This is a genomic window from Achromobacter sp. CSND-B12, assembly GCF_052906545.1.
Window position 1 is genome coordinate 4,175,107 of the sequence record NZ_JBREGJ010000001.1, and the last position, 20,723, is coordinate 4,195,829.

The following is a 20,723-nucleotide window of genomic DNA, read 5'->3' on the forward strand; positions in this document are numbered from 1 at the left end:
GGACGGTATCGTAGCCTGAGGGAGGAGGCGGCCCCGGACGGCGGCCTGTGGCTGGTTCCGGGCGCGGCGATGTGGAATAATTGCCTATATCGTGAGGCATGTGTCCACAATGTGGTCAATCATGCGCTCCGCTGCTGTACAAATAAACAGTATCGCAGATTCGTCTGAAATTAGCGCGATTTGCTTCGAGCGGCCCGCATTCTGCACGGGCATTGTTAACGCTGGGCATCTTCCCGAGATGGGGGTGATGGTGTCGGAATCCAAGGTGGCGGGCGCCGCGGCGTTCGCCAAATTCATGACGGTGCTGCAGGCGGTGGCGGATGCGCCCAGTCCGCCCACGGCGGCGGCGCTGGCGCGCGGCTGCGGTTATCCGCGGCCCACGGTCTACCGCATCGTGGCGGCGCTGGCCGAGCAGGGCATGGTGGCCGAGACCGACGGCGTTTACCGCCTCGGACCCCGCCTGCTGTCGCTGGCCAGCCGCGCCTGGTCGCAGTTCGACCTGCGCGCCACGCTGGCGGCCGACCTGCGGGCGCTGCGCGACGCCACCGGCGAAACCGTGCACCTGGCGGTGCCGGCCGGCACGGAAATGGTCTATATCGACAAGCTCGAAAGCCCCGGCCCGGTGCGCATGGCCTCGCGCGTGGGCGCGGCGGTGGCGCTGCATTCGAGCGCGGTGGGCAAGGCCTATCTGGCGGCGCTGGGCGACGCCGCGCGCGAACCCCTGCTGCGCGATCTGCCCTTGGAATCGCGCATGCCCGGCACGCTGGCGAGCCTGCCCGCATTGCGCGCGGCGCTGGCCGAAACGGCGGCGCGCGGCTACGCCATGGACAACGAGGAAAACGAGCCCGGCATCGTCTGCTATGGCGTGGCGCTGCGCGATGCCGCGGGCCACCCGGTGGCCTGCGTCAGCATCAGCACCTTGCTGTTCCGGCGCCGCGACGATCCGCAGTCCGCCTATATCGAACCCCTGCTGCGGCTGCGTGATGCGGCCACGGCCAAACTTGCCGTGCTGCCGTCCGGCGGCGCCTGAACGATCCGCCCCGAAAGGAATGCCATGACCGCTGCTCCCCTTGCCTCGAAACTCGACGCCTTGCTCGCCGCGCGGGTGGTGCCTGTGCTGCGCTACCAGGACGCCGCCACCGCGGCCTATGCCGCCGAGGTGGCCGTGGCCGCCGGCTGCACCACCCTCGAACTGACCTGGACCATTCCCGGCGTGACCGATCTGGTGCGCGCGCTGCGCGACAAGCATGGCTCCGCGCTGCTGCTGGGGGTGGGCACGGTGCTGGATGAAACCCAGGCGCGCGAGGCGCTGGTGGCCGGCGCCGATTTCCTGGTGTCGCCGGCCCTGGCCAGCGAGATCGTCGATCTGGCGCACGCCGCCGACGCCCTGTGCCTGTTGGGCGCCTTCACGCCCACCGAAGTGCTGGCCGCGCGCCGCGCCGGCGTCGACGTGGTCAAGGTGTTCCCCGCCGACACGGGCGGCCCCAAGCACCTGGCGGCGTTGAAGTCGGTCTACCCGGACACGGTGTTCTGCCCCACCGGCGGCGTCACCGCCGAGAACATGGCTTCCTATTTCGCCGCTGGCGCCGGCCTGGTCGGCATCGGCAGCAACCTTTACGACAAGGCCGCCTTCGCCGCGCGCGACACCGCCGCGCTGGTGGCCCAGATCACCCGCACCCGCGAGGCCGCCCATGGCTGATTTCGACATCGTCGCGCTGGGCGAGCCGCTGGTCGAACTGAACCAGACCAGCCAGGACCAGCGCCAATACCTGCAAGGCTTCGGCGGCGACACCTCCAACGCCGTCATCGCCGCGGCCCGCCAGGGCGCGCGCTGCGCCTACCTGACCCGCGTGGGCGACGACGCCTTCGGCGCGCAGTTCCTGGCGCTGTGGCGCGACGAGGGCGTGGACACCTCGGGCGTCGAGGTCGACGCCACTGCGCACACCGGCCTGTACTTCGTGCAGCACGGCCCCGACGGCCACGCCTTCAGCTACCTGCGACGTGGCTCGGCCGCCAGCCTCATGACTCCCGCCAGCCTCGACGGCGGCCTGATCGAACGCGCCCGCTTCCTGCACGTCTCCGGCATCAGCCTGGCGATCAGCACCAGCGCCTGCGACACGGTCTTCGCCGCCATCGCCCGCGCCCGCGCCGCCGGCGTGCAGGTCAGCCTGGATTCGAACCTGCGGCTGCGCCTGTGGCCGCTGGACCGGGCCCGCGCCGTACTGCGCGAGGCGCTGCGCCACGCAGACCTGTTCCTGCCAAGCATGGACGACATGCAGCACCTGACCGGCAACGACGACCCCGAGCGCACCCTCGACTGGATCCGCGACGCCGGCGCGACCGGCGTGGTGGTGCTGAAACTGGGCAAGGACGGCTCCATCATCGACGACGGCAAGACCCGCACGCCGGTCGCGGCATTGCGCGTGGATGCGGTGGACGCCACCGGCGCCGGCGACTGCTTCGCCGGCAGCCTGCTGGCGCGCCGCTGCCAGGGCGACGGCTGGGCCGACGCGGTGCGCTACGCCAACGTGGCGGCGGCGCTGTCGACGCTGGGCTATGGCGCCGTCGACCCCCTGCCGCGGGCGGAGCAGGTGCTGGCCAGGCTGCGGACCTGAGGCAGGGGCGTCCCGACAGCCGGCCCCAACCGCCGGCCCAAACAAAAATCCCCGCCGGTTCGCACCAGCGGGGATTTTTTTTCGATCAGGCGGCACACCAGGAACCTGGCGCGGCCCGCGTGTCATTTAGACGCGCTTGATCTTTTCCAGCATCTTGAACACACCCTTGGGCGACTTGACGAACAAGCGCTTGAAGGCCTTGCCCAGGCAACGGCGTTCCAGGGTGTTGCGACGCACGCGTTTGCGTTCAGCCATGTTGATTCTCCTGTTGAATTTGCGGAAATCGAATTAGCGGGGCGAAGCCGCCTTCAAGCTTGGCTTGCGGGTGTCTTCGACCCGGCCGCACAACCGGAAACTGGGCTGGCGGGGAAATTGGGTAACTCGGCATTCTAGCCTGAAAGTGGCGAGGGTGCCAATTTGGGGGCTTGCCTGGAGAGCCGGGAACGCCAAAAAATAGGGACGTATTTGGCTTGGTAAGCCCTCTTTCGGTCCGCTCCGTGTGCAGGACATGCATCAACAGGCCAGCTGATTGGCCCCTTCGCACACGCGAGAGCGCCATCATCCCGACGCAAGACACCGCGTAAGCCTCAAAAGGCCGCCCGCGCGGCCGGTTTGAGGCGGGCCCCGCAAGATCCTCCGCTCCACTCCTGATAGTCACCTGCACGCCAAGCAAGCCGACCGCCCCAACGCCCGACGCCAAGTTTCATCGTGAGCGCGTGGCGGGATCGGCGGGGGATGGCGGGGCGTGTAGATGCGCCCGACGGAAACCGAAGGGAGCCGAAGGCGTACGAGGTTGAGGCAGGGGGTAGTCCGGAGCGAAGGCTCCGGACCGCAATCGTAGCCCCGCCATCCCCCGCCGATCCCGCCACGCGCGGCTCAAGAACCCCGCATCGCCCAAAAACAAAGACTATTCAGCCGGCCCCAACTTAGGCCGAATGAAATCCATGAACGCCCGCGTCTTGGCCGGCTGAATACTCGACGGATACACCACGTAGATCGAAATGGGATCCACCGACCACCCGGGCAACACCCGCCGCAGCGAATTGCGCTTGATGATCGGATCCAGCGCCTGGCAGTGCGGCATGCGCGTGATCGCCAGATCCAGCCCCGCGAAAGTCCCCGCGATGCTCATGTTGTTCGCGGCCAGATGGCCGCTCACCGGCACCTGCTCGGTCACCTTGCCGTTGTGCAGCGTCCAATAGGAATGGGCGTCGTCGATGGTGGTGCGCAGGCACTGGTGCTGCATCAGGTCGCTCGGCGTTTTGGGCTCGCCAAAGCGCTCCAGATAGCGGTCCGATGCATACAGGTAATTGTCCAGCGACACCAGCTCCTGCACCACCGCGCCATCGCTGCGCGGCACCGGCGCGACGCCATTGCCGTTGTCCGCGGCGGCCGAAGGATAGTCGCCGTCGCGCCCGAAGCGCAGCACGATGTCGAACGGCGTACCCTGCGCGTCCGATGCCGTCATCATGCTCAGGTCGAACTCGCACTCCACCTCCGGATAGCGGTCGGTGAAATCCTTGATCGTCTCCGGCAGCAGCCAGATCGCCAGGCTATAGGGCATCGACACCCGCAGATTGCCGGACGGGCCGCCCGACAACGCCTGCAATTGCTCGTGCGCCAGGCGCGCCTCGTCGATCAGGCCCTGGCAGCGGCTCATGTAGGCCGCGCCCGCCTCGGTCAGGTCCAGCCGGCGGGTATTGCGGTTGATCAGGCGCAGCCCGATCGCCCGTTCCAGCTCGTTGATACGGCGTGACAACGTCGATGTGGGCATGTTCAGGGCCCGGGCGGCCAGGCTGAAGCTCTTGCGCTTGGCAACCTCTACGAACAAGGCGATGTCATTGAGCTGAACGGTCGAAGCTTCCATAGGCGTTCCGGTGTGGGCCGCCCGAGTTTACGCCACTCCGGCCAGGTGCCCAACGGCCGGAGCGGAAGCTAGGAAGCGTCTGGAAATCCGCACATTGTCAGATTTGATTGCAAATTTGCATGCCATGGCATCAGTTGGCACAGGCATATCCCCTAAACTTCAGGCGAAAACAACACACAGACCAAGACCGCAGCGGTTTGCCGGAAATCGCAAAGGGGCACAGTTCGCATGACCGCTACGCCGACGTTCTTCACCGTCCTCACCCCCACTTACAACCGGGCGGGCACGCTGCATCGGGTGTATGAATCGCTTTCCCGCCAGACCTACCGGGATTTCGAGTGGGTGATCGTGGACGACGGTTCCACCGACAACACCCACGAAGCCGTGCTCGACTGGCAGCAGCGCGCCGCCTTCCCCATCCGTTACGTCTGGCAGAACAACCAGCACAAGAAAACCGCCTTCAATCGCGGCGTGCGCGAGGCGCGCGGGGAACTGGTCGTGGCGCTGGACAGCGACGACGAAATGCCTCCCGAGGCGCTGGCCACGTTCAAGGCCGCCTGGGACGCCATTCCGCCGGCGCGGCGCGATTCGTACGTGGCCATCACCGGCCTGTGCGCGCGGCCGGACGGCAGCATCGTCGGCGACCGCTATCCGCAGGACGTGTTCGACAGCACCGCGGTCGACGTGTATTTCCGCTATCGCATCAAGGGCGAGAAGTTCGGCTGTATGCGCACCGACATCCTGCGCAAGTTTCCGTTCCCCGAAGACGTGGCCGGGTTCGTGCCCGAGAGCCTGGTGTGGTGGGCGATCGCGCGGGCCGGCTATCTCAGCCGCTTCATCAACCAGGTCGTGCGCACTTACCACGACACCCCGGGCGGGCTCAGCCAGGGGGCGGTCTCGGTGCACAACAACGCCCAGGGCCTGTACCTGCTGGCCTGGGACATGCTGCAGCACCACCTGGAATTCTTCCGCTTCCGGCCACGCGAATTCATCATGGCCGCCGCGCGCTACACGCGCTTCCGGCTGCACCTGAAGCACTCGGGCGTGCCGACGGCGTTGCAGGCCTACCGCCTGACAAACCCGTGGGCGCGGTTGATGGTGGGCGTGATGTGGCCGCTGGGCTATGCACTGTACCGCCGCGACCGGCGGCGCGGCGTTGCCTGAGCACCCGGGAAATGCCGGCGCGGGGCGGGCCCGCGCCCGTCCGCTTGGCCGCGGCTACGCCGACGCCGCCGTGGCGTGCCCCAACCCCAGGTACACCTCGACCACGCGCGGGTCCTCCGCCACCTGCGCGGCCGGGCCTTCGAGGGTGACCGCGCCGGTCTCCAGCACGTAGGCGTAATCGGCCACCTGCAGCGCGGCGCGCGCGTTCTGTTCGATCAGCAGGATCGACACGCCCATGCCGCGCAACTGCTCGACGATGCGGAACACCTCGCGCACGATGCGCGGCGCCAGGCCCAGGCTGGGCTCGTCCAGCATCAGCAGGCGCGGCTTGGCCATCAGCGCGCGGCCCACCGCCAGCATCTGGCGTTCGCCGCCGGACAGCGTGCCCGACAACTGCGCGCGGCGTTCGCGCAGGCGCGGGAACAGGTCGTAGACCTCGGCCAGCGTCTGGTCCTGGTCGCGCAGGCCGCGGCGGAAGCGGTCGAAGCCGCCCAGCATCAGGTTGTCTTCCACCGACATCTCGGCGAACAGCTCGCGTTTTTCCGGCACCAGGTTCATGCCGGCCGCCACCATTTCCTCGATCTCGGCGTGTTCCTGGCGCTTGCCGCCGAACACGATCTCGCCGTGCGAGGGCAGCACGCCCATGATGGCCGACAGCAGCGTGGTCTTGCCGGCGCCGTTGGGGCCGATCACGGTCACGATCTTGCCTTCGTCCACCGACAGGCTGACGCCCGAGACGGCCTCGACCTTGTCGTAGGCCACGCGCAGGTCGCGCACTTCCAGCAGTTTCGCGCTCATCATTCCACTCCGCCCAGATAGGCTTCCAGCACCGCGGGGTTGTGCTGGATCTCCGCCGGCAGGCCCTCGGCGATCTTTTCGCCGAAGTCCATCACCACCACGCGATCCACCAGGCCCATCACGAAATCCATGTCGTGTTCCACCAGCAGGATCGCCATGCCCTCGGCGCGCAGCTTTTTCAGCAGCTCGGCCAGTTCGCATTTTTCCTGGTAGCGCAGGCCGGCGGCCGGTTCGTCCAGCAGCAGAATGCAGGGATCCGACGCCAGCGCCCGCGCGATCTCCAGGATGCGCTGCTGGCCCAGCGCCAGTGAGCCGGCCTCGTCGTGCAGGTGTTTGCCCAGGCCGACGCGCTCGACCTGGCGCGCGGCCTCGGCCAGCAGGCGGGCCTCCTCGGCGCGGTCCAGGCGCCAGGCCGCCGGCAGCACGCCGCGATGGCCGCGCAGGTGGGCGCCGATGGCGACGTTCTCCAGCACGCTCATGCGGCCCAGCAGCCGCACGTGCTGGAAGGTGCGCGACAGGCCCAGGCGGGCGATGCGGCGCGCGCCGGCGCCGGCCACTGGCTGGCCCAGCAGCGTGACCTGGCCCGATGTGGGTGTGTCCACGCCCGAGATCTGGTTGAACATGGTGCTCTTGCCGGCGCCGTTGGGGCCGATCAACGCCAGGATCTCGCCGGCGCGGATCTCCAGGTTCATGGCGTTGTTGGCGACCAGGCCGCCGAACTTGCGGGTCACGTCGACCGCCTTCAGCACCACTTCGCCGCGCGGCGGCATGGGCTTGCGCGGTAGCGGCTCGGCCTGGCTGTCGATCTGGCGCTGGCGCCTGCGCACCGGCACGCAGCGCGCCAGCACCGGCCACAGGCCGCCGCGGAAGCGGTGCAGCAACAGCACCATGCCGAAGCCGAACACGATCACCTCGAAGTTGCCGGTCTGGCCCAGCAGCTTGGGCAGCCAGTCCTGCAGCCACTGCTTGAGCACCGTGAACACGCCGGCCCCGACCAGCGCGCCCCACACCTGGCCGGCGCCGCCGATGACGGTCATGAACAGGTACTCGATGCCCATCTGCAGGCCGAACGGATTCGGATTGACGAAGCGCTGCATGTGCGCGTACAGCCAGCCCGAGGCGCAGGCCTGCAGCGCGGCGATGATGAAGATCACCATGCGCGAGCGCGCCGTGTCCACGCCCATCGATTCGGCCATGACGCGGCCGCCCTTGAGGGCGCGGATGGCGCGGCCCTCGCGCGAGTCGAGCAGGTTGCTGGTCGACCACATGGCCACCAGCAGGAAGGCCCAGATCAGGTAGTAGATCTCATCGCCCTGCGTCAGCGACCAGCCGAACAGGTTGATGGCGGGCACGTCGGGGATGCCGGTGTGGCCGCCCAGGCCCTCGACCGAGCCGAAGGCGAAGTACAGCGACAGGCCCCAGGCGATGGTGCCCAGCGGCAGGAAGTGGCCGGACAGCTTGAGCGTGATGGCGCCCAGCAGGTAGGCCACCACCAGCGTCAGCAGCAGGCCTGCCAGCAGCGTCAGCCAGGGCGAGGCGCCCAACCACGCCAGCCAGGCGGGCAGGGCGTCGGCGCGGGTGGTGAGCAACGCGGTGGTGTAGGCGCCGACGCCGACGAAGGCCGCCTGGCCGAAGCTGGTCAGGCCGCCCACGCCGGTCAGCAGCACCAGCCCCAGCGCCACCATGGCATACAGGCCGATGTAGTTCAGCAGGGTGACGTAGAACGGCGGCAACGCCAGCGGCGCGGCCGCCAGCAGCGCCAGGAACACGAGGACGAGGTGGCGCGGGGTCATTCTTCTTCTTCCTCGACGTGGTGGCTTTTCAGGGAACGCCAGAGCAGCACGGGGATGATCAGCGTGAAGACGATGATCTCCTTGTAGGCGCTGGCCCAGAACGAGGAGAAGGCCTCGATCAGGCCGACCAGCACGGCACCGGCGGCGGCCAGCGGGTAGCTCACCAGGCCGCCGATGATGGCGCCGACGAAGCCCTTCAGGCTGACCATGAAGCCGGAATCGAAATACATGGTGGTGATGGGCGCGATCAGGATGCCCGAGACGGTGCCGATCAGCGCCGCCAGGAAAAACGTGGCCTTGCCGGCGAACACCGGCGAAATGCCCATCAGGCGCGCGCCGAGCCGGTTGAAGGCGGCCGCGCGCAAGGCCTTGCCGTACATCGAGCGCTCGAAGAACTGGTACAGCACCACGATCAGCAGCGCCGACACGGCCACCACCCACAGCGCCTGGCTGTTGACGTTGACCGGGCCCAACGCCAGGCTGGCGTCGCTGAACGGCGCGGTGCGCGCGCCTTCGGCGCCGAAGGCCAGCAGGCCCAGGCCGACCAGCGCCAGGTGTACGGCGATCGACACGATCAGCAGCACCAGCGTCGAGGCCGAGGCGATCGGCTGGTAGAACAGGCGGTACAGCTGCGGGCCCATCGGCACTACCAGCAGCAGCGTCAGCAGCGCCTGCACGGCCATCGGCAGCTGCGCCAGCGGCAGGCGGTAGAACAGCGCGGCCAGCAGCAGCGGATACGCCACCTTGGCGATGATGCGCCACAGCGGCGCGCGGCGTCCCGGCCGCCTGGCGCGCGCCATCAGGTCGGCCACGGCCTCGGCCAGCGCGAACGCCAGCAGCAGCCACACCAGCAGCACCGGCTTGCCGGCCTGCAGCGCGGCCATGGTGAGCGCGCCGAAGGCGACGAACTCGCCCTGGGGGATGAACAGCACGCGGGTAACGGTAAAGACCAGCAGGATGGACAAGGCCAGCAGCGCGTAAATGGCGCCGTTGGTGATGCCATCCTGCCCGAGTATCAGGGCGATCTGAGCATTCATCGGTACTTCCGGATAACGGACAAATATCACCCCCCGAAGCGCTGCGCGCCTCCCCCCAGGGGGCATGCCTGCGGACCGGCAAAGCCGGCGCCGCGGCATCTCGATGGGGCTGCGTTCAAGAGGAGGCTTTACTTCACTAGCGTCCAGTTTCCGTCTTTGACGGTGATGAGTTCGCGGCCGCGGTCGTCGAAGCCGCTGTGGTCGGCGGCGCTCATGTTGTAGACGCCCTGGGTGCCGACCAGCTCGCGGGTCTGTTCCAGCGCGTCGCGCAGCGCGCTGCGGAACTCCTTGGTGCCCGGCTTGCCGGCCTTTTCGGCCAGCGGAATGGCCTTCTCCAGCAGCAGGCCGGCGTCGTAGACGTTGGCGCCGAAGGTGGCGGGCTTGGAGCCGTTGAGCTTTTCGTAGGCGGCGATGTAGTCGCTGGCGACCTTCTTGGACGGGTTGCTGTCGGGCATTTCCGGCAGCACCAGCATCAGGCTGGCGGCCAGCACGGTGCCTTCGACCTTCTTGCCGCCGAGCTTGAGGAAGTCGGGCAGCGCGGCGCCGTGGGTCTGGTAGAACTTGCCCTTGTAGCCCTGGTCGAACAGCGTCGCCTGCGGCAGCACGCTGGCGGCGCCGGGGGCGGCCACCAGCACGGCGTCGGGCTTGGCCGCCAGGATCTTCAGCGCCTGGCCGGTGACCGAGCTGTCAAAGCGCAGGTAGCGTTCGTTGGCGGTGATCTTGATGCCCTTTTCGGCCGCCAGGCCGGAGAACACCTTGTACCAGTTCTCGCCATACGGATCGTTCAGGCCGATGAAGCCGACCGTCTCGATGCCGCTCTTGGCCATGTGGTCGACCAGCGCGCGGGCGATGATGTCATCGTTCTGGGTGGTCTTGAAGACCCACTTCTTCTGCTCGTTCATCGGCAGCACCACGGCGGCGGTGCCCACCGGCGCCAGCATCGGCACGCCGGCCTCGGCGGCGAACTGGATCACGCCCATGGCGTTGGGCGAGCCCGACGGCCCGATCAGGGCGTCCACGTTCTGTTCGGTGATGAGCTTCTTGAAGGCCGTGACCGAGTTGGTGGAATCGCTGGCGTCGTCCAGCGAGATGTATTCCACGGTCAGGTCGCCGATCTTCTTGGGCAGCAGCGGCACGGTGTTCTTTTGCGGGATGCCGACCAGCGCGGTGGGGCCGGTGGATGAGGTGACCACGCCGACCTTGACCTGGGCCAGGACGGGCAGGGAGACCAGCGTGGCCAGCACGGCGGCGGCCAGGGGGAGTTTCTTCGACAGCATGGCAAAACCTCCGGATAGGGGGCAGAGTGGGTGCGGCTGGAAAACGGAGAAAACGGATACCGCGGAAATTGCTTTTGGTTTCAACTTTCTGGCACTGCACTGTAGACGCGGTCTGCGTGCTTACCTATCCGTCAAAACCCGAAGCGGATGCGTGGGACGCCGGTCAGATGGTGATGGAACTGACGCTGGCGCCGCCGCAGACGAACAGCGTCTGGCCGGTGACGAAGCTGTTGGCGGGGTCGGCGAAGAACATCACCGCCCGCGCCACGTCGTCCGAGCGTCCCAGGCGCTTGACCGGGATGCCGTTGGCAAGCTGCTTTTCGCGTTCGCTGCCGGGTTCGATCACTTCGTAGAACATGTCGGTCTGGATCGGGCCGGGCGCCACCACGTTGACGGTGATGCCAAAGGGGGCCAGTTCCAGCGACCAGGTGCGCGCCATGCCGACCATGCCGGCCTTGGTGGCCGAATAGGCGGTGCGGGTGGGCAGGCCCAGCGCGCCGCGCGAGGACATCATGACGATGCGGCCGAAATGGCGTTCCTGCATGCCGGGCAAGGCCGCCTGCACCAGGCTGATGGCCGCGCCCAGGTGGATCTGGGTCAGGCCGTGCAGTTCCTCCTGGGTCACCTGCGGCAGCAGGTTGGGCCAGATGACGCCGGCGTTGTGGATGACGTGGCTGACCGGAAAGCGCGCCGCGATCTCGGCGCCCGCCTGGGCGGTGGCGTCGGCGTCCAGCAGGTCCACCTGCACGTTGTGCAGGCGCGGGTGGCTGAAGTCGGCGGCGCGGCGCGCCATCGAGATCACCTCGTAGCCCGCGTCGAGCATGCTGCGACAGATTTCGGCGCCGATGCCGGCGCTGCCGCCGGTGACGATGGCGACGTTGGTTTGCGTCATGGTGAATCCCCCTGTGTTCTGTTGTTCTTGGCGGCCGCTCAGGCGCGCGGCGCCAGCGCCAGCACCCGCAGCGGGCTGCCCGAGCCGCTGCGGATCTTGAGCGGCGCCGAGAAGATCACCGCGCCGGTCGGCGGCAACTGGTCCAGGTTGGTCAGGCACTGCAGGCCGTAGCGGTTGTTGCCGTGCATGAAGTAATGGCAGGGGTAGGGCGGATTCAGGTGATGGGCCTGGCCGGCGTCGGTGCCTACCGACTCGGTGCCGAAGCCGTGCACGTCGCGTTCCTTGATCAGCCATGGCACCACCTCGGCGTCGGGGCCGGGCGAGTGGGCGCCGTCTTCCCGCATGTTCAGGTATTCGGCCGGCTTGGCGCGCTTGGACCAGTCGGTGCGCATCAGCACCCAGGAACGGGCCGGGATGCGGCCATGCTGTTCCTCCCACTTCTTGACGAAGTCGATGGTCAGCAGGAAGTCGGGGTTGTCGCGCGCCTCGGCCGAACAGTCGATGACGCAGGCGCCGGCGATGAAGGCCTCCACCGGGATGGTGTCGACGGTGTTGTCGGGCTGGTCCTTGCCGGTGACCCAGTGCACCGGCGCATCGAAGTGGGTGCCGGTGTGCTCGGAGCACGAGAAATTGTTCCAGTACCAGGCTGGGCCGCGCTCGTCATAGCGCGAGATTTCCTCGATGCGGAACGGCCAGGCCTGGCCGAATTCCGGCGGCAGCACGATGGTGGGGAATTCGGGCGTCAGCGTCTCGGTCAGGTCCACCAGGCGGATGCGGCCCGACACCAGTTCGGTCATGAATTGGGCAAGTATGGGTTGGCTCATCTGTTGCTCCTTTGGTTTTCGTGTCGGGGCGTCAGGCGCCCAGTTCCCGTTCCAGTCCCTTGGGGTTCTCCGCCAGCCGCGCGCGGAATTCCTGTGCCACGTCGCCGACGTACACGTCCTCGACGCCATCCTTCAGCGCACGCACGATGGCGCTCGCGATGGCCGCGGGCGCCACGCGCGGGGGCGGCGTGCGCTGCTCCCATTCGTGGTCGACTGGGCCGGGGAACACGTTCACCACCCGCACGCCGGACGGCCGCATTTCGGCGCGCAGGCATTGCGCCAGCGACAGCGCGGCGGCCTTGGAGGCCGACCACATGCCGCGCGCCGGCAGGTTGAGGTGGGCGTAGATCGACAGCACGTTGACCCAGGCCGTGGCGTTGTTGACGCCGTCGGCGGCGCGGCCGCACAGCGCCGGGCCGAAGCCCTGCGCCAGCCGCATCAGGCCCAGCACGTTGACGTCCAGGGCGTCGCGCGCGGTGTTGACGTCCTTGCGGCCGAGCAGGCCGCCTTCGCGTTCCAGGTCGGCGGTGTTGACCAGGATCTCGACCTTGCCGCCGATCGACGCCGCGGCGCGCTCGACCGAGTCGCTGTCGGTCACGTCCAGCGCCAGCGCCTGCACCCGCGGATCGGCCGCCAGCGCGTCGAAGGCGGCGTCGCGGCGCCAGGCCTGCGGGTCGCCCAGGAACACGGTCGGGCAGCCGGCGTCGAGCAGGGCGCGCGCCACCGCCTGGCCCACCGCCGACTTGCCGTCGGTGACCAGCGCCCGGCGGAATTTCGGATCGCACGAGGTCTCGCGCAGGGTCTTGTCGTCTTCCATATGGGGCGTATTCCTTTCGGGCAGGGCGATCATCACGGCCTGGCCGCCGCGGTCGAGCTTGAGCGCCAGCCGCACGCGGGCGCCGTCGGCGCAATCCTGGTGCACGTGCGCCACCACCGACGGGCCGGCGTCCATGCGCACCGTGCCCACCCGCCACGGCAGGCGTTCACGGAAATAGAGGTCGTTGCTGTGGTGCAGGGTGGTGCTGACCAGCAGTTCCCCATGCGGGTCCACCGGCCGCCACGGCAGGCGTTCCGACAGGCAATGGCCGCAGACTTCGCGCGGCGGGTACTGCACCGCGCCGCAATCGGCGCAGGTCTGCAGTTCGAAGCGGCCTTCGGCGGCCGCGGCCGTCAGGCCCAGGGCGGCGCGGCTGCGGGCGCCCGGCGGCAGGGTCGGCTGGCGCGTGCGCGCCACGGGATTCTTGCGCGGCGGCTTGGCTAGCGGCTCGGTCATGCGTCGCTCCTGGCCAGGATGGCCGCGGCGGTGCACAGCCCACGGTCGTAGTTGATCATGCCGAAGCCGCTGACCAGGCCCAGGCGCGCGTCGGCCACCTGGGTGCCGCCGGCCGTGCCGGTCAGCTGGCGCAGCGCCTCGACCATGCCGAGGTAGCCGCCGGCGGCGCCGGCCTGGCCCACCGACAGCTGGCCGCCGTTGGTGTTGAACGGGAAGCTGCCGTCGACGGTGAAGGTGTTGGCGCGCACGAATTGCGGCGCCTCGCCCTTGGCGCAGAAGCCCAGGTCTTCCATCTGCATCAGGTTGATGACCGGGTAGTCGTCGTAGGCTTGCAGAAAGTCCATGTCGGCCGGGGCCGCGTCCGCCATGCCGTAGAGTTCGTCGATGTCCATGGTCCAGCCGCCGCGGGTCTGGATCGGATCTTCGATCCAGGCGTTGTGGCGCTCGATGGTGGACAGGATGCGGGCGTAGGGCAGGTTCAGCGCCCGGGCCCGGTCTTCGCTCATCACCAGGAAGCCGTCGGCGCCAGCGCAGGGCATGACGCAGTCGAACAGGTGGATCGGGTCGGTGATGACGCGCGCGTCCAGGTATTGCTTGAGGGTCAGCGGCTTTTTCATCAGCGCGTGCGGATAGCGCAGGGCGTTGTCGCGCTGCGCCACGCAGACCTTGCCGAAGTCCTCGCGGGTGGCGCCGGTGCTGCGCATGTAGTGCGCGGTCAGCAGCGCGAAGCTGGCGTTGGGGCCGCCGGCGCCATAGGGGTAGACGGCATCCTGAGCGAAGCGCGAGAACTGGCTGACGGTGTTGCGGAACGAGTCGACCTGGTTGGTATCGCCCGCGATGCAGGCGACGATGCCGGCGTCGCCCGCCTGCACCGCGCGGGCGGCGCGGCGCAGCGCGGCCACGCCGCTGGCGCCGCCCATGGGGATGTGGTCGAGCCAGCGCGGGCTCATGCCCAGGTGCTGCGTCAGACCCACGGCGGTGTCCGGCGCCAGCGTGAAGCTGGACACGCACAGGCCGTCGACGTCGGTCTTGGCGATGCCGGCCTGGCGGATCAGCGCGCCCAGCGCGCGGCCCAGCCACCAATGCGCGGCATGGGTGGAGTAGCGCTCATACGGAATGCTGACGGGCAGGGCCGCCACCACGCCGTCGTAGCGGGCGCGCGGCGTACTCATCGGGCGGACTCCTGGCGCTTCTTCATGGCGGTGGTGTCGACGCAGCTGGCCGTGCCTGGCAGGGTCGGCGCCAGCGCCTTCATTTCGCCGCGCTGGATCTTGTTGGTGGTGGTGAGCGGCAGGCTGTCGACGAAGGCGACGTAGCCGGGCGCCTTGTAATAGGCCAGCTGTTGCAGGCTCCACTGGACGATGTCGCGGGCCGCGTCGGCGCGGGCGGCGGCGTCGGCGGGCGCGGTTTCCGCCACCACGCAGGCCAGCACCTCGTCGCCGCGCACCGGGTCGGGCACGGCGGCCACCGCCACGGCCTTGACCAGGGGATGCTGCAGCAGCACGCTTTCGACTTCCACGGCCGAGATGTTCTCGCCGCTGCGGCGGATCACGTTCTTCTTGCGGTCGACGAAGCGCAGCGCGCCGTCGGCCTCGCGGCGCACGATGTCGCCGGTGTGGAACCAGCCGTCCTCCCAGGCCTGCGAAGTGGCCTCGGCGTCCTTCAGGTACCCGGCGAAGAAGCCGTAGCGCGGGTCATCGCCAGCATGGCGCACCAGCAGCTCGCCCGGCTCGCCGGCCGCGGCCTCGCCGCCGTGGTCGGCGACGATGCGCACCTCTACGTCGTCCTCTTCGCGGCCGAAGCAACTGCTGCCGATGTGGCGCGGCTCCTGGTTGGCGATGATGACGGCCCCGGCGCCGGTTTCGGTCATGGCCCAGGCTTCCAGCAGCGGAAAACCAAAGCGTTCCTCAAAGGGCTGGTGCAGCTTGCGGTCGACGCCCGCGCCGAAACCGAATCGGATGGCCGGCTGCCTGTCCCGGGCCGAGGGTTCGGCCTTCATCAGGATCGCCGGCATCACGCCCAGGTAGTGCAGCACGGTGGCGCCCGAGTCGCGCACGCTGTCCCACCAGGTCTTGGGATGGAAGCGGTCCAGCGGAATCAGGCAGCCGCCGGTCAACACCATGGCCATGGCGGAATAGGCCATGGCGTTCATGTGCACCAGCGGCAGCGGCGTCAGCATGCGTTCCTCGCCGGGGCGCAGCGCGGCCAGGCCGCCGATGCGGGCGTACCAGCCGCCCGCGTGCAGAGAATAGCGGTTCGGCAGGATGCAGCCCTTGGGACGGCCGGTGGTGCCGGACGTGTACAGCAGCGCGCACTCGGTCAGTTCATCCGGCTCGCCCGCCAGCGGCGCGGGGAAGGGCGCGGCGGGCGGGGCGTCGTCCGGCCCCATCACGCGCAGCGGCCGGCCGGCGCGCTCGGCGGCGGACAACAGGTCGGCGTGGCGCTCGGGCAGGGCGACGGCCAGCGCGATTTCGGAATGGCCGGTCAGATACTCCAGTTCGGCCGCGCGCAGGTCGGGATTGATCGGCACCACCGACACGCCCAGCGCGTTGAGCGCGAACCAGTGCAGGAAGAAGGCGGGACGGTTTTCCAGCAGCAGGCCGGCGCGGTGGCCGTGGCCGTAGCCGGCGCGGGCATAGGCCGCGCGCAGCGTCTCGATGGCGCTGGCCGCCTGGGCGTAGGTCAGCTCGCCGGCGCCGATGCCATAGATGCCGGCGGTTTCCGGCAGGATGCACAGGAAGGGCCGGGCGCCATGCCGGGCCGCGGTGTCCAGAAAAGCCTGGTGGACGGTGGGGCTCACAAGCCGCTCCTACATGAACAATTGGATGTTGCCGAATGCGGCGTCGCAGTTCACCAGGTCGACGCGCTTGAGGCGGATGCGCAGCGCGCCGTCCTGCTCGACCAGATGATGCGTGGCCCAGCCGGCGTACAGGGTCTGCGCGTCCTGGCGCGTTTCGACGTAGTGGAAGGCAGTGCGCACCACATGGCGCCCCTGCCCGGGCGCCGAGTCGGGATGGTCGCGTTCTACCGTGGGCGCCTGTAGCAGGTGATGGCAACGGCTCTTGGGTTGCTGCGAGAAGGTGCGCTGGCCCGCCAGGCGCTCGACCCGCACGCGCAGCAGCAGCTTGTCCTCGTACATCAGCGAGGCGTGCAGGCGGGCGTCGGTCTGGCCGTGGGCCAGCGGCATCCAGTAGTGGCCGTCCTCGGTGTACAGATCCAGCCAGTCCTCGAAGCGCAGCTCGTCGAGCAGGCGCGCCTCGGCGTAGACGAAATCGATCAGGTCGCGGTCGCTCAAGCTCATGCCTGCTCCGTCATGTAGCGGCCCCATGCGCGGTACTGGTTGCGCATCTGCCATTCGTTGGTGCCGTTGGTGGTGACGTTCTTCTGGCCGAGCTCGGCCGGGTCGTACAGGCGGCCGACGTTGACCCAGTCGCGGGCGCGCGATTGCAGGCCGTCCTGGGCGCGCTCGTACATCTCCAGGTCGTCGTGGCCGACCACCGAGGTGGGCGCGTTGATCAGGCGGTTGTACATGAGGGTGCGTTCCAGCAGCAGGTCGGGCGCGCCGACCAGGCGGAAGGTCCACGACTCCACCAGGGTGCGGTCGGCGGCGATCGGCTTGAACACGCGCAGGGTCTGGATCGGGCCCTTGACCATGATGTTGGGGAAGTACACGGTGTTGTGGCGCACGTCGCCCAGGATCTGGCGGGCGCGCTCCTCGCCGTAGGCCGCGACCATGGACTCCCAGTAGCCGGGAATGCCGGAATACGCGGCATGGATCGAGTCGGACACGCCGGTATGGCCGTGGCCGTTTTCCCAGACGCGGATGCCCATGTTCTCGAAGAACTCATACGGCGAGATGAACGGCGCGAACAGTTCCACCGCCATCGGCTTGGGCGTGCCGGCCGGGGCCTGTTCCCAGACCTTGACCGCGGTGCCGGCCGATGATTCGTGCGCCACCATCGGGTGGCAGGTGTCGGTCTGGTTGTCGACCAGCATCTTCCAGTTGCAGCGGTGCATGTAGCGCAGCACGCCGCCGGCCACTTCCAGCCGGCCCTCGGGCGAGCGGTCGACCATGTTGTCCAGCGTCGATAGGGCGTCGCCGAAGAAATCCTCGAACGACTGGCCGACGGGATTCAGGCGGCAGAACACGAAGCCGCGGTGGTTGCGCACGTCTTTCACCGCCGCCATGCCCTGGCTGGCCTCGCACTGCTCCAGGCCGGTGTTCTCGTAGCCCTTTTTCAGCGGGATCGACAGCAGGCTGCCGTCGGTCTTGAAGGTCCAGGCGTGATAGGGACAGCGGAAGAACTTGCCGGTGTTGCCGCAGGCGTCGCCCGCCACCATGGTGCCCTTGTGCGGACAGCGGTTGTGCAGCACGCGCACCGAGCGGTCGCTGTGGCGCACCATCACCACCGGCTGGTTGCCGACGGTGGTGGTGATGTAGTCGCCGGGGTTGGGCACCTGGCTGTCGTGGCCGACGTAGACCCAGGTGTTGGCGTACAGCCGTTCCATCTCCAGGTCGAACAGTTCATCGTCGATGAACAGGTCCTTGTGCACCTCGGTCTCGCGCAGCAAGGCGCGGATGGCATCGGGGTTGTCGCGGTATTTGGCCATCGTGGTCTCCTCTTCTCGCGCCCGGCCTACAGGTCCAGCACCAGGCGCGCCGACTTGGCGCGCGAGATACAGATCTGGATGATCTTGCCGCTGGCTTTCTCGGTGTCCGACAGGTAGTAGTCGCGGTGGTCCGGCTCGCCTTCCAGCACGGTGGCCTGGCAAACGCCGCATTCGCCGCGCTTGCAGTCGTACATCGGGTCGCAGCCTTCTTCTTCCATCACCTCGACGATGGTCTTGTCGGCGGGAATGGTCAGCACCCGGCCGGACTGGCGCAGCTCGACCTCGAAGGGCTGGTCGCCGGCCTGCGGCGCGGCGCTGGTGAACAGTTCGAAATGGATGTGGGCGTCGGGCCAGTGGCGCGCGCGCGCTTCCTGGATCACGGCGTCGATCAGGCCCTTGGGACCGCAGACGTACAGATGCTGGCGTGGACTGGCGGCGTCCAGCAGCGCCTTCAGATCGAAGCGGCAGGAGGCATCATCGTCGGCGTGCAGCACCAGCGCGTCGCCGGCCAGCGCCTGCAGTTCCGGCAGGAAGGCCAGTTGGTCGCGGCTGCGGCCGCTGTAGTGCAGTTCAAAGGCGCGGTTGGCGGACTTGAGCGCCGCCGCCATCGACGCCACCGGCGTGATGCCGATGCCGCCAGCGATCAGCACCACCGGCTCGTCGCCGGCGGGGGCTTCGTGCAGCGGGAAGTCGTTGCGCGGCCCTTCGACGCTGAGCGTGTCCCCCACCGCCAGCCCGTGCATGTGGCGCGATCCGCCCGCGCTGGCTTCTTCCAGCCGCACGCCCAGGCGGTATTCGACGGGTTCGGCGAAGCGGCCGGCCTCGGGCGCCAGCTGCACCAGCGAGTAGCAGCGCGGCTCGCGCAAGCCCGGCACGCTGACCTTCAGGTGGGCGCCGGGGCCGAAGGCGGGCAGGGCGCCGCCGTCCTCGCGCGCCAGGCGCAGCGAGCGGATCAACGGCGATTCCTGCCGGACTTCACGGACGATGAGTTTCAGGGTTTGCACGGCGTCGTCTCTATATCGATGTCAGGCGGCCAGTTTCTCGGCCAGTTGGCGTTCCATGGGGCCGCATTTCTCGTCGGCCAGCGCGGCCTGGCGCAAGGCGCGCAGCGAAGCCGCGGCATCGGGCCGGCCCGCCAGTTGGGCGGCGGCCGCGATCAGTTGGCGGTACTTGCCGCCGCCGCGCGCGTGGGTGTCGCTGTAGCCCTTGACCAGGCGGCGGCAGTTGACGGTTTCGACCGCCAGGTCGTAGTCGCGCGGCGCCAGGCTGGCGATCAGGTCGAGCCATTGGGTCAGACCCTCGGATTCGATCTGGTGGCGCAGCGTGCGGCGGCGGAAGCGGCGCATGCCGGCCAGCGTGTACAGCATCAGGAAGCCGCCCAGCGTGCCGCTCTGCATGCGGCGGCCCTTGCCCAGGCGGCGTTCGACGAAACCGCCGAAGGCCTTCGACCGCTCCAGCCAGCGGCCCAGCCCGGCCGGCAGCGTGCCGCAGATTTCCTCCAGCCGCGGATGCATGAATTCGGTGGTGTAGACCAGCTGGTCCGGCTTGGCGCCGATCTCGGCGCGCACCCGCTCGAAGCGGCTGCCGCGCGTCTTCAGGTCGGCCACGCGGATCACGTCGTCATAGGCCATGGCGGTGGCCAGGTAGCGCGCGGCGGCACAGGTCAGCGCCCAGTGTTTCGATTCGCCACCGTGGCGCGCGTCCAGTTCGCGGATCGCGGCCATGCGGGCCAGGTAGTCCTCGGCGTATGCCAGGTCCTGGAATTCGATCTGGCGGCGCGCGCCGGCCGTCAGCATCGGCTGCGCACAGGCGGGAAAGTCGCGGGTGATGCGGTCGAGCAAGGCTTGCGCTCTCGGGCTGGCGGCGCGCTCGGGCACGACAGGGACCGGGCGCGCCAGATCGATCGCGGCCGGCTGCGCGGGCGCCTGGTCGGCGGCCTCGAAGCCGAGCGCGAAGGCGCGCAGGCTGGCGTCCACGCCGACGCCGGCGCGGCGCACGGTGGCCTCGAAGTCGTCGCGCGAGAACGGCAGCGCGCCGCTGCCGGCGACGGCGCCGAACAGGCTGGCGCTGATGACGCTGCCGGCGCGGTCGGCCAGGTCCTGCAGGTCGAAGCAGAGGAAGCGGCGGGCCGCCGCGCGGCCGGCCTCCAGCACCTTGTTGGGATCGGCGATGCCGTTGCCGGGAGCCGATTTTTCGCTGACCGCGTAGCTGCGGTGCGACGAGGCGATCAGCACGCTGCGGTCGGGCGTCACCAGCCCGCGCTGGATGGCGCGGCCGCCTTCCATCAGCTCGGCCGCCACCACCAGGTCGACGTCGCCCGGGGTGGGCATCAGCGCCAGCGCCGGCGGGCGGCCGGCGCGGGTTACGTCGGATTCGGGCAGCAGTTCCAGGTAATAGATGGTGGCGCCGGTGCGTTGCGCCACGCCTGGCACCGAAGTGGTCTGGGCCCACCAGCCGGCGTGCTCGGCCATGTCGACGATCCAGTCGGCCAGCACGCCGCCGCCCTGGCCGCCCATGGCCAGGATGGCGATCTTGATGGGAGTGCCTTGCTGCAATGCCACCGGGTTCATGG

Annotated in this window: 19 protein-coding genes; 4 read left to right on the top strand and 15 right to left on the bottom strand. The window is 68.8% G+C overall.

The features are described from left to right. Positions 1 to 238: 238 nt before the first annotated feature. The 3 genes from ACUTAG_RS19625 to ACUTAG_RS19635 are packed head-to-tail and all read left to right on the top strand — an operon-like array spanning position 239 to position 2,615. On the top strand, positions 239 to 1,030 hold the full coding sequence (locus ACUTAG_RS19625; protein ID WP_053498301.1) for an IclR family transcriptional regulator: 792 nt from the start codon (positions 239 to 241) through the stop codon (positions 1,028 to 1,030). A gap of 24 nt (positions 1,031 to 1,054) precedes the next feature. Next, positions 1,055 to 1,699: a bifunctional 4-hydroxy-2-oxoglutarate aldolase/2-dehydro-3-deoxy-phosphogluconate aldolase gene (locus ACUTAG_RS19630; protein ID WP_020925018.1), complete on the top strand. Its 645-nt coding sequence runs from the start codon at positions 1,055 to 1,057 to the stop codon at positions 1,697 to 1,699. Next, positions 1,692 to 2,615, top strand: a complete 924-nt coding sequence (locus tag ACUTAG_RS19635) for a sugar kinase (protein ID WP_054484531.1) — start codon at positions 1,692 to 1,694, stop codon at positions 2,613 to 2,615. The genes ACUTAG_RS19630 and ACUTAG_RS19635 overlap by 8 nt, the downstream gene beginning before the upstream one ends. A 126-nt stretch (positions 2,616 to 2,741) precedes the next feature. Here the strand turns inward: ACUTAG_RS19635 and ACUTAG_RS19640 are convergent, their stop codons facing one another. Beyond that, on the bottom strand, positions 2,742 to 2,870 hold the full coding sequence (locus ACUTAG_RS19640) for a hypothetical protein (RefSeq protein ID WP_006226408.1): 129 nt from the start codon (positions 2,868 to 2,870) through the stop codon (positions 2,742 to 2,744). Positions 2,871 to 3,522: 652 nt separating this feature from the next. Beyond that, positions 3,523 to 4,482, bottom strand: coding sequence for a LysR family transcriptional regulator (locus ACUTAG_RS19645; RefSeq protein WP_020925016.1), 960 nt, complete (start codon positions 4,480 to 4,482; stop codon positions 3,523 to 3,525). A 228-nt stretch (positions 4,483 to 4,710) separates the two neighbouring features. Between ACUTAG_RS19645 and ACUTAG_RS19650 the strand changes: the two genes are divergently transcribed. Beyond that, positions 4,711 to 5,646, top strand: coding sequence for a glycosyltransferase family 2 protein (locus tag ACUTAG_RS19650; protein ID WP_006388945.1), 936 nt, complete (start codon positions 4,711 to 4,713; stop codon positions 5,644 to 5,646). A 54-nt stretch (positions 5,647 to 5,700) separates the two neighbouring features. On the opposite strand, the gene ACUTAG_RS19655 is transcribed toward ACUTAG_RS19650, so the two are convergent. The 13 genes from ACUTAG_RS19655 to ACUTAG_RS19715 form a co-directional block, all read right to left on the bottom strand. After that, on the bottom strand, positions 5,701 to 6,444 hold the full coding sequence (locus ACUTAG_RS19655; protein ID WP_035199580.1) for an ABC transporter ATP-binding protein: 744 nt from the start codon (positions 6,442 to 6,444) through the stop codon (positions 5,701 to 5,703). Continuing rightward, positions 6,444 to 8,237 (bottom strand): branched-chain amino acid ABC transporter ATP-binding protein/permease, encoded by a 1,794-nt coding sequence (locus ACUTAG_RS19660; RefSeq protein WP_054447006.1) that lies wholly within the window; start codon positions 8,235 to 8,237, stop codon positions 6,444 to 6,446. Before ACUTAG_RS19660 ends, ACUTAG_RS19655 begins: the two co-directional genes overlap by 1 nt. Continuing rightward, a complete protein-coding gene (locus ACUTAG_RS19665; protein WP_020925013.1) occupies positions 8,234 to 9,274 on the bottom strand; it encodes a branched-chain amino acid ABC transporter permease in 1,041 nt (346 codons plus the stop codon). Before ACUTAG_RS19665 ends, ACUTAG_RS19660 begins: the two co-directional genes overlap by 4 nt. A 128-nt stretch (positions 9,275 to 9,402) precedes the next feature. Continuing rightward, complete coding sequence (locus ACUTAG_RS19670) at positions 9,403 to 10,551, bottom strand: ABC transporter substrate-binding protein (RefSeq protein WP_446650285.1); 1,149 nt, start codon at positions 10,549 to 10,551, stop codon at positions 9,403 to 9,405. 163 nt (positions 10,552 to 10,714) lie between these two features. Then, the gene (locus tag ACUTAG_RS19675; protein WP_026382659.1) at positions 10,715 to 11,443 is read right to left on the bottom strand and encodes an SDR family NAD(P)-dependent oxidoreductase; all 729 of its coding nucleotides are present in this window, start codon (positions 11,441 to 11,443) and stop codon (positions 10,715 to 10,717) included. Between the two features lie 38 nt (positions 11,444 to 11,481). Next, positions 11,482 to 12,267, bottom strand: coding sequence for a cyclase family protein (locus ACUTAG_RS19680; RefSeq protein ID WP_054447005.1), 786 nt, complete (start codon positions 12,265 to 12,267; stop codon positions 11,482 to 11,484). Positions 12,268 to 12,298: 31 nt separating this feature from the next. Then, complete coding sequence (locus tag ACUTAG_RS19685; protein ID WP_054484532.1) at positions 12,299 to 13,540, bottom strand: SDR family NAD(P)-dependent oxidoreductase; 1,242 nt, start codon at positions 13,538 to 13,540, stop codon at positions 12,299 to 12,301. After that, positions 13,537 to 14,712, bottom strand: a complete 1,176-nt coding sequence (locus tag ACUTAG_RS19690; RefSeq protein ID WP_054484533.1) for a thiolase family protein — start codon at positions 14,710 to 14,712, stop codon at positions 13,537 to 13,539. Before ACUTAG_RS19690 ends, ACUTAG_RS19685 begins: the two co-directional genes overlap by 4 nt. Further along, positions 14,709 to 16,340 (bottom strand): AMP-binding protein, encoded by a 1,632-nt coding sequence (locus tag ACUTAG_RS19695; RefSeq protein WP_148319105.1) that lies wholly within the window; start codon positions 16,338 to 16,340, stop codon positions 14,709 to 14,711. The genes ACUTAG_RS19690 and ACUTAG_RS19695 overlap by 4 nt, the downstream gene beginning before the upstream one ends. Positions 16,341 to 16,349: 9 nt before the next feature. Next, positions 16,350 to 16,841 (bottom strand): aromatic-ring-hydroxylating dioxygenase subunit beta, encoded by a 492-nt coding sequence (locus tag ACUTAG_RS19700; protein ID WP_006388956.1) that lies wholly within the window; start codon positions 16,839 to 16,841, stop codon positions 16,350 to 16,352. Beyond that, positions 16,838 to 18,151 (bottom strand): aromatic ring-hydroxylating dioxygenase subunit alpha, encoded by a 1,314-nt coding sequence (locus ACUTAG_RS19705; RefSeq protein WP_053498295.1) that lies wholly within the window; start codon positions 18,149 to 18,151, stop codon positions 16,838 to 16,840. Before ACUTAG_RS19705 ends, ACUTAG_RS19700 begins: the two co-directional genes overlap by 4 nt. 26 nt (positions 18,152 to 18,177) lie before the next feature. Continuing rightward, positions 18,178 to 19,155, bottom strand: coding sequence for a PDR/VanB family oxidoreductase (locus ACUTAG_RS19710; RefSeq protein ID WP_054448193.1), 978 nt, complete (start codon positions 19,153 to 19,155; stop codon positions 18,178 to 18,180). Positions 19,156 to 19,176: 21 nt separating this feature from the next. Further along, positions 19,177 to 20,721 carry an indolepyruvate oxidoreductase subunit beta family protein gene (locus tag ACUTAG_RS19715; protein WP_054484536.1) on the bottom strand — a complete coding sequence of 515 codons (1,545 nt, stop codon included), beginning with the start codon at positions 20,719 to 20,721 and terminating at the stop codon, positions 19,177 to 19,179. Positions 20,722 to 20,723: the final 2 nt, after the last annotated feature.